Below are 16,508 nucleotides of genomic sequence, written 5' to 3' on the forward strand. Positions count from 1 at the left end.
AATTTTAACATTTGTGATATGGATTCTATTTATGCAATAAAAAATAGTTAATTTCTTGTTAATTTAATACGACTCTGTCTAGGATGGGGCAGCTAAGATATTAAGTTAGTGCAACACAAACAATCACAACCTATTTGGTGTTCGCACAGATAAATTAAATATGTGCAATAAAGTGCAACACTATGAAGTTACAAGTTATCAACGGAAACTTATAAAGATAACTAACAATTTTAAAGCTACTCAATGGAGAAAACAGGATGACTGTAAGCACTCCGATGATCATTATGTTCGTCGTATACATTACTGGCATGTTATTAATTGGCTATATGGCCTATCGCTCAACGAAAAACTTTGACGATTATATTCTGGGTGGAAGAAGTTTAGGCAGTGTTGTAACTGCATTGTCTGCTGGTGCTTCAGATATGAGCGGTTGGTTACTCATGGGGTTGCCAGGTGCGATTTTCTTGGCCGGGATTTCTGAAAGTTGGATTGCTATCGGTTTGAGTCTCGGTGCATATCTTAACTGGTTATTTGTTGCTGGGCGTTTACGTGTCCAAACAGAAAAAAATAATAATGCGTTAACATTGCCAGACTACTTTACTAGCCGTTTTGAAGATAACAGTAAGATTTTACGTATTATTTCTGCTGTTGTGATTTTAGTTTTCTTTACGATTTATTGTGCATCAGGTGTGGTCGCTGGTGGTTTGTTATTTGAAAGCACATTTAATATGAGTTATGAGAAAGCGATGTGGTTAGGGGCATTAGCGACTATTGCTTACACTTTTTTAGGTGGCTTTTTAGCCGTAAGTTGGACCGATACTGTTCAAGCTTCATTAATGATCTTCGCATTGATTCTTACACCTATTGTTGTAATCCTTTCTTTAGGGGGAATAGATACCTCTATTGAAGTGATCAAAGCTAAGAATCCTGAATATCTTGATATGTTTAAAGACATGAATATCATCGCAATTCTGTCATTATTAGGTTGGGGATTAGGCTATTTTGGTCAACCCCATATCTTAGCGCGTTTTATGGCGGCGGACTCTGCTCGTACTATTCGTTCTGCTCGACGTATTAGTATGACATGGATGGTGTTATGTTTAGGCGGAACGATTGCGGTCGGTTTCTTTGGTATCGCTTATTTTGAAAATAACCCGGCTTTAGCGGGTTCGGTAATGCAAAATAATGAGCGTATATTCATGGAACTAACGGGAATTTTGTTTAATCCATGGATCGCCGGTATTTTATTGTCAGCTATATTAGCAGCGGTAATGAGTACGCTAAGTTGCCAATTACTAGTTTGTGCGAGTGCGCTAACGGAAGATTTATATAAGCCTTTTATCCGTAAAAGTGCCAGCCAAAAAGAGTTAGTTTGGGTAGGGCGTTTTATGGTGTTATTGGTCGCTGCAATTGCCATTTACATTGCTCGTGACCCAAATAATAAAGTTTTGGCTTTAGTGAGTAATGCATGGGCGGGCTTTGGCGCTGCATTTGGTCCTGTTGTTTTAATTTCTGTAATGTGGAAACGAATGACGCGTACAGGTGCACTTGCAGGAATGATAGTCGGTGCTGTGACAGTATTAGTTTGGATAAAATACAAATGGTTTGATTTGTATGAAATCATCCCAGGTTTCTTATTAGCAACAATCGCTATTGTTGTTGTGAGTTTAATGACTAAAGCACCAAGTGCAGCAGCTCAAGCTCGTTTTGATGAGGCTGAGGCAGAATATAAAGCAAGCTAATCGAGCAAGTTTATAAACGAAAAAGGCCGAGTAACGATACTGTTATTCGGCCTTTTTACTATTTATTATTCATCATTATTGGTTCTTTCTGCGCTTAGCGAACTGGTAACCAATGAATAGTAAAATAAACCAAACTGGTGTGGCAATTAAGGCTTGTCTTGTATCGTGCTGGAATGCCAATAGCACGACCATAAAAGCGAAAAAAGCGAGGCTTAGCCATGACATCACAATTCCAGCAGGCATTTTGTAATGAGATGCTTTGTGCATTTCAGGGCGTTTTTTACGGAAATTTAAATAGCTATATAAAATCATGCTCCAAATAAACATAAAGAGAATAGCAGACACGGTGGTGACTAGCGTAAATGCATGCATAATATCAGGAATAAAATAGATCAGAACAATACCAAAGCTGAGGCAGATACAAGTAAAAATTAGCCCAGTAGCCGGCACGGCTTTTTTCGATAATTGGCTGAACTGCTTTGGCGCATCCCCTTCTTTTGAAAGCCCAAAAAGCATTCGACTGGTGGAAAATACACCACTATTTGCGGAAGAGGCTGCGGAAGTTAGCACCACAAAGTTAACAATGCTTGCCGCTGCGGGTAGGCTTATCAAGACAAACATCTCTACAAATGGGCTTTTATCGGCCAATATGGTTCGCCAAGGTGTAACAGCCATAATGACAATTAAAGATAAGACATAAAATGCAATAATCCGGATAGGGATCGCGTTGATAGCTTTTGGCAAAGATTTTTCTGGATCGCGTGTTTCTGCTGCTGCCGTACCCACCAATTCAATTCCCACAAACGCAAAAATAGCAATTTGAAAGCCAGCAAAGAAACCACTGATCCCCATAGGGAACATTCCGCCATCATTCCAAATGTTACTTAAAGATGCCGTGTGACCCGTAGGGGATTGGAAATTCATGGCAATTAATGTGCCACCTACTGCAATGAGAGCCACAATGGCAACAATTTTTATCATGGCGAACCAAAATTCGAGCTCACCGAAAAGCCTGACAGAAACTAGGTTAAGCGTTAATAAGGTGACCACGCAAATAAATGAGGTTACCCATTCAGGAAAATCAGGTACCCAAAAGCTCACATAGGATGTAATGGCAATGATATCGGCAATACCGGTGATAACCCAGCAGAACCAGTACGTCCAACCGACAAAAAAACCTGCCCATGGACCGATAAGGTCAGCAGAAAAATCACTGAATGATTTGTAGTTCAGATTAGAAAGTAGCAGTTCACCCATTGCGCGCATCACAAAAAATAGCACAAAACCAATTATCATATACACAAAGATAATCGATGGGCCTGCGAGTGAAATGGTTTTGCCAGACCCCATAAATAAGCCTGTTCCAATTGCTCCACCAATCGCAATAAGTTGTATATGCCGGTTACTAAGGCTGCGTTTTAGCTGATTACGATCAGCATTGGGTTGTGTTGATAGTGAATTTGCATTTTCTTCCATACTAAAGATGTCCGTAGTGGTTTGTGATAATTAGCCACAGTCTTTTTTTTAATTTTGTGGTTATGTTTGCGTGAAATATTGTGACACAAATCTCAATTAGAGTAAGGAAAAGTTATCTTGTTAGGAGCGAAGTGATGTTTATTCAAGCATTAGTTTTCTTAAATTTTACATTCGCAACTTAAAATTAACTTAGGTAATAAAAATAGCAGAATCATATTGACTGTAGCAATTGTTAGGCGTTAAATATTTTGTATCGGGTTGTTAGCTCAGTTGGCAGAGTAGGTGACTCTTAATCACTCGGTCGTGGGTTCGATCCCCACACAACCCACCAATATTTTCAATGAGTTATGAGCATGCTGCGGAACCTATACTGACTGTATGGGACGTATTTGGGACGCAGCCATTGAAAACAGTATCAATTTGTTTGGCATGTTCGGTCATTAAATTTGATACTTTACATCCGTTCTCATTGTTTATATCAATAATATATTTGATATTTAGAGGCTATGCTATCATATCCTTCATAAAGCTATTCTTTCAATTTATTAGATCTCAATACTGGTTCAATAAACCAATGAATAATTGAGTTTGATGCTAGTAAAAGTGCAATTGTAATTGTAGATAGAGTAAATGCTATTATTAATAATAAATTTAGTTCTATATCTAAAAAACTTAATATTTGTAATATTACAAAACAAATAATTGGATGGATTAAATAAACACCTAAAGCATTATTTGATATTTTTGCATATTTTTGAGTTGATAAAGCAAAGTAAATAATAATCGAACCCAGTATTAGGCTTATTACGAAATCGAAAATATAGATAATGAATGAGTTTAGAATTAAATTAGTCTTGATTGCACCGAAAATTATCTCATAAAAATCGTTTCGATAATTAAGAAAGGTAATCGCTAAAAATGCTATACAAAAAATAGTGATAATAGGTTTTTTCCTTAACGAAAATATATTTTGATTATGGATAAAATAAGCAATAACAAAAAATGGGAAATATAAAATAATTGAAAAAAAGCTAGAAATTGGCATTAGGTAAGTCTTTGTTATAAATGATATTATTAGTGATGTGATTAAGATTGCAGATAGGTTAAATTTGTTTGATTTAAAGCTCTCTGGTAATAATAAAAAAACAGCTTGCCATATAGGTGTTGCTAAAAAGAACCAAACCCCGTACTGAGGAGAAAACAAGTATTTTTTAAAAGTTAACTCACTGGTGAAGTAAAGTGGAACCATGTCGATTGTTTGAAACGTAAAATAAATTATAAAGGCAGGAAGAAGGTGAGATTTTAACTCTTTCCATGTTGTATTTTTTGTTATAAATGCGACTATAAATACAAACATAGGAATTAATGTTAAGTCAAAAACAGTAATAAGCAACGAATATTTGTTTTTATCAACTAAATTTAAATAAAAATTAAAAACAATTAATGAACTTAATATTAATTTTAGCGTTGGCCAATATGGTTGGCCAACGTTTTTTATATTCAAGATTAAGTGATTTTCTTTTTTCATATATATGCCCTATATAAAAATTAATTTATTGTACCTCATTGGGGTTATAATTTAAAAGAAATTATTTTAGTAATTACGAAATGAGAGATAATAAGTCTAATATTGATTAGTCTTTTTCCGTTAATATTTTATTCTTATTGTAAGAGGGAACATGATTTAGGAATTGAATATAAGTTTATTGCACAATTTTGTATCACTTAATGGCAAGATAAAAATCACAAACTTTTAGGTCTAAGAACTAAAAAATGAGAGATAACTGAAAGCAGAGTTATTTTTGATTGGGTAAAGTATGATTTGATTGAAATTTAACCAGTTAGGGGAGGGATGTTTGAAATAGAACGCAGTTGTTCTTTAGCACGTGAAATGTACAGGGAAAACGATTGAATAGCAGCAGAAGATGAGAAGCTAGGGAGCTAAATTTAACTCAAGTCTCTGCTATTACATAAGAATCTAATGATACTTTTTAGTATCAGCAAAAAATAAATCAAGAATTCTAGGGCTATTTCAGTGATAACTTTATTATATAGTCCTTGGATGATGATTAGCTTATATTGTTATCAAATATTTTTTTGAGTCACTGTAATTGAAGGCTCGACGCCCAATATGTATAAGGCTTGTTCTAAAAGGTCAATTTTAGATGTGTAATGAATATCCAGTAAGCGTTCTATCTGTTGTGCATTGATATTCAATCTGCGAGCGAGATCGACGCGTTGCATTGCAGAGTTGAGAATAGCGTTATGCAAGGCAATTTTTAAGCAACAGATTATGGGTAAATAAACCGTAAATGCTTCACTATTTTTTTGTTGTGTTGCTAATGGAATTGGTTTTCTGAGTTCGATATGTTCTGCAAAAGAGGCTAGCAAAATTTCTTGGGCTTCTAATTCAACATCTTCTTTACAATAGCTAACTCCTTGAAGGTCAGGAAAATCACTAAAATTGATTTCATATACGTTTTCTTCCTCAATAAATTCTATTGTTGCCTGATAATTGAACATATTTTTCCTTCAAATTATATTTCAGAGTGCTCAGTGTTGCACTGGAGCATGAGGAAAACAAGCTTATCAATTAACTTATGTGGCCATTTCTTGCTTCATTTTTGTATCTATTGGTCCTACATGTTGTTATGAGGGGGTTGTTAGTACAATTAATGTGATTTTCCTAACATAAATTCAGCAATGTGAGAATCGTTTTATTCGGAAATTATTGAGAAACAAAGAAAACAAGTGTGAAGTTTGTCTCAAATTGAGAAATATTTTTTTCCATAAAAATCCTAATAAATTAGCTTCTTTTATAAGCAAATGTCTCACTGAATTATTTTAACTAAAAGTTATTTATTTTTTAATCTTTCATTATCTGATTAAGCAGTTTTACTTAAGGTAACTTGATAGTTAGGGGGTTTTGTTGAAATAAAAGTATATAGTAATCGTTTGTTATTATAACATTGAGTTATTAAAATTATTATGGTTACGTGAAAATGGCTAAAAATGATAAGTACGAAGACAATTAATAATACCTTTAGTGCTTTTTATTTTGAGCACTAACTGAATATTTTAAAAATGATATAAAAAACATTTGGAAAATGGAGTGTTCTTAATTGAAACCTACATTTTTTGCTCTTAACACAAAAGTGATAGGTTAGCGTAGGTTGATCTTTTTATTAAAAAAAATGAATTTTTTGCCATTTTACATAAAAAATAAATATTAATTAACCCAAAAAAACTACTTTAATGAACTAATAACAAAATGATCACTTAAAATAATAAATATGCAAAAATATCTTACAAAAATATTTAAGCTGAATAAACTTTCATTATTGGTAATAGACGTAAATTTTATTAGTTTTATTAATATTACAGGGTGATGATACTTATTTTATAGTTTAATGATTCTAATGAAAATGGAAGTGAATACTTAATATGTATGACAATATAATGGCTGTTTATATGATAACTGCGATTGAATAATTTTGAACGATGGCTGTAATATATATCAAACTTATTGAAAATTAATGATTAAATTTTATTCCAATAATGCCGATAAAGCCTTAATACAGTAATGTATAACTCAGTTTCTTAATACTAAAAATTGATTTGGATCAATATATTGTTTTTGATGTTATGCTTGGTTTATTAGGCTTAATAATCACATGTAAAGAGTGATTGGTTTGATTAAAACCCTGGCATTTTGCTTAGGTTAACTCAAAATGTTGTGGATATTTAGGATAAGGTAATAGAAGATAAAGAAATAATGAAGATTATTTAATGAATTAATGGGTAATCGCCCTATTGATACAAAAAGAAACATAAGTACCTTGAATAGTTAATTTAGTGGTGCATAATAATTAGCGACTAATAATGACATCAGCAATTTCTGATTTTTATGGAAACCGCTAATTTTTTAGTCATTCTTTATTGTTGTAGGTATTCAGGAAATATATTTAATTTAAGTTTGGAAGCTTGTGTATTTGTACTCCAAATTGGGTATTTTGAATGGATAACATGGGGAAATTAATGGAATTACATTTACCCAATTTAATTAATTTTTTAATTTAATAATTTGAATACACAATACTTTCAAATTCATATTTGTTCTTTTTGCACACAGATCGCACAGATGTTGATAATATTCGGAAAGGAAAAAAAATGAGCTCGACGACAGATTTTCTGAAGCATATATACGATATTAACCTCTCATATTTGCTATTGGCCCAAAAACTCATCTCTCAAGAGAAAGCCTCTGCGATGTTTCGTCTAGGTATCTCTGATGCAATGGCAACTACTTTAGCAGACCTTACACTCCCTCAATTAGTCAAATTAGCAGAGACAAACCAGCTAATCTGCCAGTTTAGATTTGATAATAGTGAAACAATTGAAAAACTAACTCGTGATTCAAGAGTTGATGAATTACAACAAATTCATACAGGTATCTTACTTTCGACCCGATTATTGCAAACGCATAATGAGGGCGACACTGAAATAGCGAGAAAAAGATGAGTACCGCAGCTGAAAAAAGTATAGTCCAAGAAGCGAATGACATTCGACTAGCCATGGAATTGATCTCTTTGGGCGCTCGCCTTCAAATGTTAGAAAGTGAAACGCAAATCAGTCGCGGTCGTTTAGTTCGTTTATACAAAGAGCTAAGAGGTAGCCCTCCACCGAAAGGAATGTTACCTTTTTCTACAGATTGGTTTATGACATGGGAACAGAATATTCATTCATCCATGTTCTATAATGCTTATCAATTTTTACTGAAAAGCGGCCAATGTCGTGGTGTTGACGCTATATTAAAAGCCTATAGGTTATACCTTGAACAGTGTATTCCAGAACCCGGCGAAGAACCTTTGTTGGCTTTAACACGTGCTTGGACGCTAGTCCGTTTTGTGGAAAGTGGCATGTTACAAAGTTCACAATGTAGTTGTTGCCATGGCTCTTTTATTACTTACGCACATATTCCTGAAAATAGCTTCACTTGTAGTTTATGCCAACCGCCATCACGCGCAATAAAAAAACGTAAACTTTCCGAACATCTAGCCGATATTACGGTATATCGACAGGATGGCATTACTAAAGCGGTAATGTAATTGGATTGATTTGGTTAGCAGGCAAAATTTTTTGCCTGTCACTCCTAATATTCCCTTTGACTGCCATCTGTTAACCAACGGAGTGAAAGGGAATATTGTGTTAATACTCATCGGGTATATCATTGTTACAGTTGCGGTTATTGGCGGATATATAATGGTCGGCGGCCATTTAGGTGCGCTTTATCAACCCGCTGAATTTGTCATTATTTTAGGGGCAGGTTTAGGTGCTTTTGTTGTTGGTAACAGTGGCAAATCCATCGTCGCCTTGTGCAAAGTATTACCAAAACTCTTTCGTCGTTCCTCTTACAATAAAACAATGTCAATGGATTTAATGGCATTGTTATTTCAATTACTTAATAAATCGCGCCAACAAGGGTTACTTGCACTTGAGAAAGATATTGACAATCCAAGTGAAAGTGAAATTTTCTCCCAATATCCCCGTATTTTAAAAGATGAGTCCACCATGATGTTCATTGTGGACTATTTACGTCTGATGGTGAGTAGTAACTTACAAAGTCATGAAATTGAAGCATTAATGGATGAAGAATTAGAAACTTTTCGTCAAGAAAATGAAGTACCTGCTTCGGGGCTAAACATGGTCGGTGACTCTATGCCTGCATTTGGGATTGTTGCGGCCGTCTTGGGTGTCGTGAATGCCTTGGGCTCAGCAGACCGTCCCGCAGGTGAACTTGGTGCTTTAATTGCTCATGCAATGGTTGGTACATTTTTAGGTATTTTAGTGGCTTATGGCTTTATTTTGCCTTTAGCTGCGCTGATTAGGTTGCGCAGTAGTGAGCAATTGAAAATGATGGAATGTATTAAAGTGACTTTCCTCTCTGCATTGCAAGGGTATGCTCCTCAAATTGCGGTTGAATTTGGCCGTAAGGTGTTATTCAGCGCAGATAGACCTTCATTTGTTGAACTTGAAGATAAAGTTCGAGAAGTGAAAGTAGGTGCTCGCTCACAAGAAACAACTGAGGAGTAACAAACGAATGGCAGCCAATACACCTCATGTTATTCGGGTTAAAAAGCGCAGTTCACATCATCAAAACGGACACGGCGGTTCATGGAAAATTGCTTATGCCGATTTTATGACGGCGATGATGGCGTTTTTTTTAGTGATGTGGCTGATCTCAATTTCAAGTCCTCAAGAATTAACACAAATTGCTGAGTATTTCCGTACTCCCTTGAGTACAGCTATCAACCCGGGAAGTAAAAGTGGTGATGCCACAAACCCTATTCCTGGTGGGGGTAAAGACCCGATTTTCCGTGATGGGGATGTGATGCCAGAGCCCAATAATATTATTGATGGAAATGCAAATTATCGTTTTGAAAAATTAAAAGAGTCCCTTGAGCAGGCTATTTTAAAAGACCCCCGTTTGAATGAATTAAAGCCACATTTATTGATTGATATGATTAATGATGGGCTACGCATTCAAATTGTTGATAGTGAAAATCGCCCAATGTTTAAAGTCGGTTCGGCAACGGTTGAACCGTATATGCGCGATATTTTGCGTGCAATAGCACCACTTCTTAATGATGTTCCTAATCGAATTAGTATCTCCGGTCATACTGATGATCTCGCTTATGCCAACGGCGCCAATTACAGCAACTGGGAGCTTTCATCAGATCGCGCAAATGCTTCGCGCCGTGAATTGATTCGCGGTGGAATGGATGAAAATAAAGTATTACGCGTGGTTGGGATGGCTTCAGCCATTCATTTAGACAAAGAAGATGGTTTTGCCCCGATCAACCGCCGGATAAGTATCATTGTGTTAAATGATGAAGAAACCAAACAAATTCTCCGCGAATACGATGGCGCCAAGCCGATCAATGATGTGCTGAATAAACCGCAAAAACCCATGCAAGAAACGGCTGTGGGTGTTGTCGCTGCGGTGAAAATACCGTGATGAATTGCTGTTATTTGAATTTATTACATAACTTGTTTAGTTGTCTGCCGGGGGTTCCGGCAGTCAGCGTTAAGTGAAACTTAAGCGAAATTGGATAAAAACCATGGATATTACCGAGTTTTATCAAACATTTTTCGATGAGGCTGATGAGTTGCTCAGGGATATGGAACAACATTTACTTGAGCTTGATCCTTTTGACCCGGATAGCGAGCAGCTAAATGCCATCTTCCGCAGTGCCCACTCAATCAAAGGAGGGGCTGCAACCTTTGGTTTCACTCAGTTGCAGAATACAACTCATACATTGGAAAACCTTTTAGATAAGGCGCGTCATGATGAGTTAACCCTCACGCCTGACATAATTGATGTTTTTCTTGATGCTAAGGATGTCATGGCATCACAGTTAGATGCCTATAAAAATGACTCTTTACCGGATGAAGATACCTTTAAGCGTATTTGTGAGGTGCTTAGCCGGGTTGAAAATAGAGCGGAAGAGGTCGCTGAGACAGGTACTGCGATAGCTGAAACTAAAGTTGAAGATGCGGTTGTTGAAGACACACCCGCGAAGCAAGGTGAATATTCACACTACTTTATGATCTCGTTAAATCAGCTCAAAGAAAATGAAGTTGATTTATTGGCGGATGAGCTCAGTTTATTTGGGCATTTATATCATACTGAAAAAACAGCAAATAGTTTACAAGCATGGGTAGGAACTAATACGGATATTGATGATATTAGTGGGGTGCTATGTTTTGTGGTGGATGAATCGCAAATTAGCCATGAAGTAATTTCATTTGCCGATTGCCTCGCTTTTTCAAAGGAAGAAACGTTATTAAATGATGATAAAGTTGCAGCGAATGAAGTCACAGAGCCTCAAGTAGATACTCCGCAAAGCTCGGCAAAACCTGCTGCACCCACCACGGCTAAAAAAACGGCAATCGCTAAACCGAAAGGGGATTCGAGCAGCATTCGTGTGGCTGTAGAGAAAGTTGACCAGCTGATTAACTTAGTGGGTGAGCTGGTGATTATTCAATCAATGTTGACCCAACATAGTCAACATGTCGATCAGAACGAATACAGTGATTTGTTAAGCTCAATCGTACAGTTAGAGCGTAATTCCCGCGCTTTGCAAGAATCCGTCATGTCAATTCGTATGATGCCAATGGACTACGTATTTAGCCGTTTCCCGCGCATGGTACGCGATATCGCTTCCAAATTAGGTAAAAAAATTGAACTGAAAGTAGAAGGAAGTTCGACTGAACTCGATAAAAGCTTGATTGAGCGCATTGTTGATCCACTAAATCACCTTGTTCGCAATAGCCTCGACCATGGGATTGAAAAGCCAGAAGTTCGTGTGGCAAATGGTAAGCCGGAAGCCGGAACACTGACCTTAGCGGCAGCACATCAAAGTGGCAACATTTGTATTGAAGTGCGTGATGACGGCGCAGGGCTAAATCGTGAACGTATTTTGGCAAAAGCGAAGTCACAAGGCATGAATGTGCATGATGGGATGAGCAATGATGAAGTTGCGATGCTGATTATGGCACCGGGTTTTTCAACCGCAGAGGTAGTGACAGACGTTTCGGGACGCGGTGTTGGAATGGATGTGGTGAAACGAAATATCCAAGACATGGGCGGCCGTATTCAAATCGGTTTTACCGAAGGTAAAGGTACCATTATCCGCATTTTATTACCGCTCACTTTAGCCATTTTGGATGGTATGTCTGTGAAAGTAGCGGAAGATGTTTTTATCGTTCCATTGAGTGCCATTATCAGTACCTTGCAGCCTCGGCAAGAGGATATTTATCGCTTAGCGGGAGAAGAAAAAATGCTGCTTGTGCGAGGGGAATATTTGCCACTTGTTGAATTACACCAAGTATTTTCCATCGAAGAAGCCGAGCGAAATTTAGATAACAGTATTGTGCTGATTATTCAAAATGCAGGCCACCGTTTTGCGTTGTTAGTTGACAAGCTCGTCGGGCAACAGCAAGTGGTGGTGAAAAACATTGAAAGTAATTATCGCAAAATCCCTGGTATTTCCGCAGCAACGATTATGGGCGATGGCTCTGTTGCATTGATTTTAGATGTGGCTGAGCTGCAAAAAATGAATAACAGCATTTTGATTAAAAAGAAACAGCAGGTTTCTCAACCTGTCGTGCACTAAATAGAGGCCATACACCATGTCTATGTTAGATGATGATTTAAATAAACACGAAGAAGAAAAAAACGGCGAAGGCTACCTCATTTTTACCTTGGGTGAAGAAGAGTATGGCATTGAAATCTTAAAAGTGCAGGAAATTCGTGGCTATGAACAAGTGACTCGTATCGCGAATACCCCTGATTTTATCAAAGGTGTGACTAATTTACGTGGAGTCATCATTCCAATTATTGATTTACGGGTGAAGTTTTCCCATGAAAACGTGGTGTATAACGATAACACGGTCGTTATTGTGGTGAATTTAAAAGATCGCGTTGTCGGTATTGTCGTCGATGGAGTTTCGGATGTACTGGTCTTGAATGAAGAACAAATAGCACCACCACCTGATTTTGCGGTGACATTATCGACCCAATATCTGACAGGGCTCGGAACATTAAATGACCGTATGTTGATTTTAGTCGATATCGAAAAATTATTAACAAGCGATGAAATGGCGCTGATTGACAGCATGGCTGAGTAATTCTCAGCCCCAATAATTGTTCAAATAATAATAAGTCATTAACTAAAGTTTTTGGTTGGATGACCGATATCCAAAATACAACAAAATTATGTTAGTAAAACGTCATGTACAGTCGAATTAAAATCGTATCGGGACTTTTGTCCGTCATTTTTATCTTTATTTTGCTGCAACTGGTATCCAGTGGGTTGATGTTTACCAAACTGGGCGATAACAGCGACAGCATTAGTTATTTGAATTCCTTACAACGCCAAAGACAAGTATTAACAGAAAGTTGGGTTAATTTGTTACAAGCCCGGGCGAACTTAAACCGCTCTATCAATGCCTATTTGCTCGAAGGTCGTAAAATTCAAGACGATGCAACGACAGAAGACTTGATTAAAGCCGCTAAACGTAACTTTAAATCAGCGGATGACGCTTACGCACGTTATAACAAGCTGATGCAAAGTTCAGATTATGATAAAGCCAAATTTGAAAAGCTGTTTAGCACCTATGAAACCTATCGTGATGCGTTAATTAAGCTAAGTGAATTTGCTGAAAAAGGTGACCTTGAAGGTTTTTATGCACACAGAACCTCAGGGCACCAAGTGAAATTTGAAGAGCAATTTAACGCTTATTTTGCGGATATATCTGCTGATTTCCAGGCCGAAGTCGTCAATGCAGATAATAACTATCGCCAATCATTATACATGTTGGTGACGTTATCTATCTTACTCGCTTTGATTGGTTTCTTCAGTTATCGCTATGTTCGTAAAGGTATTATCGAGCCACTCGGTCTCTTAATTGAACGTATTAAAGTCTTTGCTTCAGGGGATTTAACACCGAATGTGACAACAATTGCCAAGAATGAAATTGGTGAATTGGCCAATGGTGTTCAACACATGCAACAAGAGCTGATTAATACGGTTCGAGGTGTGCTAGATGGTAGCGAAACTATTTACCAAGGTACAACCGAAATTGCAGCAGGTAACAATGACTTGTCAGCACGAACTGAGCAACAAGTCGCTTGCTTAGAAGAAACTTCAGCCAGTATGAGTGAACTGACTGCCACTGTTAAACAAAATACCGAATACGCTCACCAAGCGAGTGAATTTGCAAACCAAGCGTCAGTGATAGCAAAAGAAGGCGGCAAAGTGGTATCCAATGTCGTTAGCACCATGCTGAATATTGCGGATAGCTCACAGAAAATCTCTGATATTACTGCAGTTATCGATAGCATCGCTTTTCAAACTAACATCTTAGCGCTTAATGCGGCAGTTGAAGCGGCAAGGGCAGGTGAGCATGGTCGCGGTTTTGCCGTTGTTGCTGATGAAGTGCGTAATTTGGCACAGCGCAGCGCTGATGCCGCTAAAGAGATTAAAACGTTAATTGAAGATTCGGTGTCAAGAACTGGGACAGGCGCTCGCCAAGCTGAAGATGCAGGCGAAACAATGACCAAGATTGTTGAATCTGTTACACGTGTTACTGACATTATGACGCATATTGCGACCGCATCAGACGAGCAAAGCAAAGGAATTGCACAAGTCAGTATTGCTGTCGCTGAAATGGACAAAGTTACGCAGCAAAATGCGTCGCTGGTTGAGCAATCCGCGGTTGCAGCCAATGTATTGGAAGAGCAAGTGGCAAAACTGTCGCAACTGATTTCTATCTTCCGTTTACCACCATTAAAACAAAGTGAAATACGCAATATTCAGCCGGCAGCAAGAACGGTTTCAAATATCGTTAAAACGCCGGATCTGACAAAACTATCATCGAAAGAACATAAAGATGATGACAATTGGGAAACTTTCTAAGGGTTAAGCTCAGTTTCGCGCTGCAAAGCTACGGTTTTGCAGCGTTTCTGCGCATTAGAAAACAAGGCAATGTTTCAGAGGTTCAGTTCTCTTAGCTGGCACAAGTGGGGATTTCTATGTTTGGTAAAAATATCCGGATTTCGGTGAGTTTATATCTTCTTCTCATTTTATTTTGTGGGATGCAGATTGTGTCTAGCGGGGTTTCTGTTGGGATTGTTGTAAGCGAATTAAAATCCTTAGAGCGCATTGATTTGGGGTCTGATAAGCGTTCGATGCTTGAAGAAACCAATAAGCACCTAATGCAAGCACGCAATAGCCTAACTCAAATTGCATTGCTGCATAAAGTCGGTGGTAATGAACCATTGATTGAAGAAACAAGAGTGACTTTTGACAAATTACTCGCAGAAGCTGAGAAAGACTACACTATGTTTAAAAACCAGCCTCTTTTAAGTGAGAAAGAAAATCTTGCGGCTTTAGAGGCTCGGTATCAAGCATTTGTCTTAACACTCAAAGCATTAAAAACACATTTAGATAATAACGATATTGCAGCCTATATTGAACTTCCTGCTCAAGAAAACCAGGATCAGTTGGAGCAAGTTGTTGAGGAATACCTTGAATTACTGAATGCTGAAAGCGACGAATCTCTTGCGGCAGCAAGAATGTATAACACCTTCGCTTGGAGCTCATTTTGCTCAGTGATCGTCATTATCATCGCGGTTATTGCATTTGCTCATTATTGGATGAAACGTAAAGTAATTAACCCACTGAAGAGTATGGGAGAGCACTTTGCATTAGTGGCTGATGGTAAACTCAATCAGAAAATTGAAGTGACGACCCGTGATGAAATCGGTGAGGTATTTGGCAAACTAAAGGATATGCAGGAGTCTTTAGTGACTTCAGTGACCGCCTTGCGTTCAAACACTGACCAAATGTATACCGGTATTCGTGAAATCGCGTTAGGTAATAATAATTTATCTTCACGCACTGAGCAGCAAGCGGCATCACTCGAAGAAACTGCGGCTAGTATGGAAGAGTTGACAGCAACCGTTAAGCAAAATGCGGATAACGCACGTCAAGCCAGTGAACTTGCTGTTAGTGCATCGAAAACTGCAACGAAAGGTGGAGAGATCACCGAAGACGTGATTGACACCATGACTTCCATTTCTAATAGCTCACAAAAAATCAGTGCCATTATTAGTGTAATTGATGGGATTGCTTTTCAAACCAATATCTTAGCATTGAATGCTGCCGTTGAAGCCGCTCGAGCAGGTGAACAGGGGCGCGGATTTTCTGTGGTTGCTGGTGAAGTTAGAGCGCTAGCTCAGCGCAGTGCGGAAGCAGCAAAAGAAATTAAAACCTTGATTGATGAGTCTGTCGGCAGAGTGAGCCAAGGTTCTCAGCTCGTTAATGAAGCGGGCGAAACTATGAGTGAGTTAGTTGCAGCTGTTAACCAAGTTACTGAATTAATGGGTAATATTGCTTCTGCTTCCAATGAACAAAGCCGTGGTATTGAGCAAGTCGCCACAGCGGTAAGCCAAATGGATTTAGTGACACAACAAAATGCGGCATTAGTGGAACAATCGACCAGTGCGACGGCGGCGTTAGAAGACCAAGCAAACAACTTAGTTGATACGGTTGCATTCTTTGAATTACCCGAAAGTCATTTAAACCGTAATCGGCGTTAAGTGTTGTGAAAATTCGTTTCTGAATTTTCGGTGGATAATTGTAACAGGTTATTTTTTCTTAGGTTATCCATCCTAAAAGGCAGCCAAATAACTGGCTGCCTCTGGGTTTTTATTGAATAGGA

12 protein-coding genes and 1 tRNA gene are annotated in these 16,508 nt (G+C 37.8%); 10 read left to right on the forward strand and 3 right to left on the reverse strand.

Features of this window, described 5'->3' with window-relative positions:
• Positions 1-257 precede the first annotated feature (257 nt).
• The gene (putP, locus tag PSE83_RS00375) at positions 258-1,742 is read left to right on the forward strand and encodes a sodium/proline symporter PutP (RefSeq protein WP_004255751.1); all 1,485 of its coding nucleotides are present in this window, start codon (positions 258-260) and stop codon (positions 1,740-1,742) included.
• 75 nt (positions 1,743-1,817) lie between these two features.
• Here putP and cycA read toward each other — a convergent pair whose 3' ends face one another.
• Complete coding sequence (cycA, locus tag PSE83_RS00380) at positions 1,818-3,218, reverse strand: D-serine/D-alanine/glycine transporter (RefSeq protein WP_096864671.1); 1,401 nt, start codon at positions 3,216-3,218, stop codon at positions 1,818-1,820.
• A 255-nt stretch (positions 3,219-3,473) separates the two neighbouring features.
• On the opposite strand from cycA, the gene PSE83_RS00385 reads away from it, so the two are divergent.
• Positions 3,474-3,549 (forward strand) — tRNA-Lys (locus PSE83_RS00385).
• 198 nt (positions 3,550-3,747) lie between these two features.
• Here PSE83_RS00385 and PSE83_RS00390 read toward each other — a convergent pair.
• Entirely contained in the window at positions 3,748-4,746 is a 999-nt protein-coding gene (locus PSE83_RS00390) for an acetyltransferase (RefSeq protein ID WP_272660582.1), read from the reverse strand.
• Between the two features lie 557 nt (positions 4,747-5,303).
• Positions 5,304-5,741 (reverse strand): antitoxin HicB, encoded by a 438-nt coding sequence (locus tag PSE83_RS00395; RefSeq protein ID WP_004255743.1) that lies wholly within the window; start codon positions 5,739-5,741, stop codon positions 5,304-5,306.
• Between the two features lie 1,647 nt (positions 5,742-7,388).
• Here PSE83_RS00395 and flhD point away from each other — a divergent pair.
• The 8 genes from flhD (at position 7,389) to PSE83_RS00435 (ending at position 16,386) form a co-directional block, all read left to right on the forward strand.
• Positions 7,389-7,739: a flagellar transcriptional regulator FlhD gene (gene flhD, locus PSE83_RS00400; protein ID WP_036957860.1), complete on the forward strand. Its 351-nt coding sequence runs from the start codon at positions 7,389-7,391 to the stop codon at positions 7,737-7,739.
• Complete coding sequence (gene flhC, locus PSE83_RS00405) at positions 7,736-8,326, forward strand: flagellar transcriptional regulator FlhC (protein WP_004255732.1); 591 nt, start codon at positions 7,736-7,738, stop codon at positions 8,324-8,326. Before flhD ends, flhC begins: the two co-directional genes overlap by 4 nt.
• 97 nt (positions 8,327-8,423) lie before the next feature.
• Positions 8,424-9,311: a flagellar motor stator protein MotA gene (gene motA, locus PSE83_RS00410; protein WP_036957858.1), complete on the forward strand. Its 888-nt coding sequence runs from the start codon at positions 8,424-8,426 to the stop codon at positions 9,309-9,311.
• A gap of 7 nt (positions 9,312-9,318) precedes the next feature.
• Positions 9,319-10,236, forward strand: a complete 918-nt coding sequence (gene motB / locus PSE83_RS00415; RefSeq protein WP_004255726.1) for a flagellar motor protein MotB — start codon at positions 9,319-9,321, stop codon at positions 10,234-10,236.
• 103 nt (positions 10,237-10,339) lie between these two features.
• On the forward strand, positions 10,340-12,397 hold the full coding sequence (gene cheA, locus PSE83_RS00420) for a chemotaxis protein CheA (protein WP_036957856.1): 2,058 nt from the start codon (positions 10,340-10,342) through the stop codon (positions 12,395-12,397).
• Positions 12,398-12,413: 16 nt separating this feature from the next.
• Positions 12,414-12,911, forward strand: coding sequence for a chemotaxis protein CheW (cheW, locus tag PSE83_RS00425; RefSeq protein WP_004909833.1), 498 nt, complete (start codon positions 12,414-12,416; stop codon positions 12,909-12,911).
• Between the two features lie 104 nt (positions 12,912-13,015).
• On the forward strand, positions 13,016-14,701 hold the full coding sequence (locus PSE83_RS00430; RefSeq protein WP_004255721.1) for a methyl-accepting chemotaxis protein: 1,686 nt from the start codon (positions 13,016-13,018) through the stop codon (positions 14,699-14,701).
• 116 nt (positions 14,702-14,817) lie between these two features.
• Positions 14,818-16,386, forward strand: coding sequence for a methyl-accepting chemotaxis protein (locus PSE83_RS00435; RefSeq protein WP_004255718.1), 1,569 nt, complete (start codon positions 14,818-14,820; stop codon positions 16,384-16,386).
• The last annotated feature ends 122 nt before the right edge of the window (positions 16,387-16,508 follow it).

This window comes from Providencia sp. PROV150 (genome assembly GCF_028481025.1).
GTDB classification, from domain to species: Bacteria; Pseudomonadota; Gammaproteobacteria; order Enterobacterales; family Enterobacteriaceae; genus Providencia; species Providencia hangzhouensis.

What these genes read in the sequence shown, in the direction of transcription:
- PSE83_RS00430 (WP_004255721.1), top strand. Translation starts at nt 13,016, where the DNA reads ATGTACAGTCGAATTAAAATCGTATCGGGACTTTTGTCCGTCATTTTT.
- cycA (WP_096864671.1), bottom strand. Translation starts at nt 3,218, where the DNA reads ATGGAAGAAAATGCAAATTCACTATCAACACAACCCAATGCTGATCGT.
- cheA (WP_036957856.1), top strand. Translation starts at nt 10,340, where the DNA reads ATGGATATTACCGAGTTTTATCAAACATTTTTCGATGAGGCTGATGAG.
- motB (WP_004255726.1), top strand. Translation starts at nt 9,319, where the DNA reads ATGGCAGCCAATACACCTCATGTTATTCGGGTTAAAAAGCGCAGTTCA.
- flhC (WP_004255732.1), top strand. Translation starts at nt 7,736, where the DNA reads ATGAGTACCGCAGCTGAAAAAAGTATAGTCCAAGAAGCGAATGACATT.
- PSE83_RS00435 (WP_004255718.1), top strand. Translation starts at nt 14,818, where the DNA reads ATGTTTGGTAAAAATATCCGGATTTCGGTGAGTTTATATCTTCTTCTC.
- PSE83_RS00395 (WP_004255743.1), bottom strand. Translation starts at nt 5,741, where the DNA reads ATGTTCAATTATCAGGCAACAATAGAATTTATTGAGGAAGAAAACGTA.
- cheW (WP_004909833.1), top strand. Translation starts at nt 12,414, where the DNA reads ATGTCTATGTTAGATGATGATTTAAATAAACACGAAGAAGAAAAAAAC.
- flhD (WP_036957860.1), top strand. Translation starts at nt 7,389, where the DNA reads ATGAGCTCGACGACAGATTTTCTGAAGCATATATACGATATTAACCTC.
- PSE83_RS00390 (WP_272660582.1), bottom strand. Translation starts at nt 4,746, where the DNA reads ATGAAAAAAGAAAATCACTTAATCTTGAATATAAAAAACGTTGGCCAA.
- putP (WP_004255751.1), top strand. Translation starts at nt 258, where the DNA reads ATGACTGTAAGCACTCCGATGATCATTATGTTCGTCGTATACATTACT.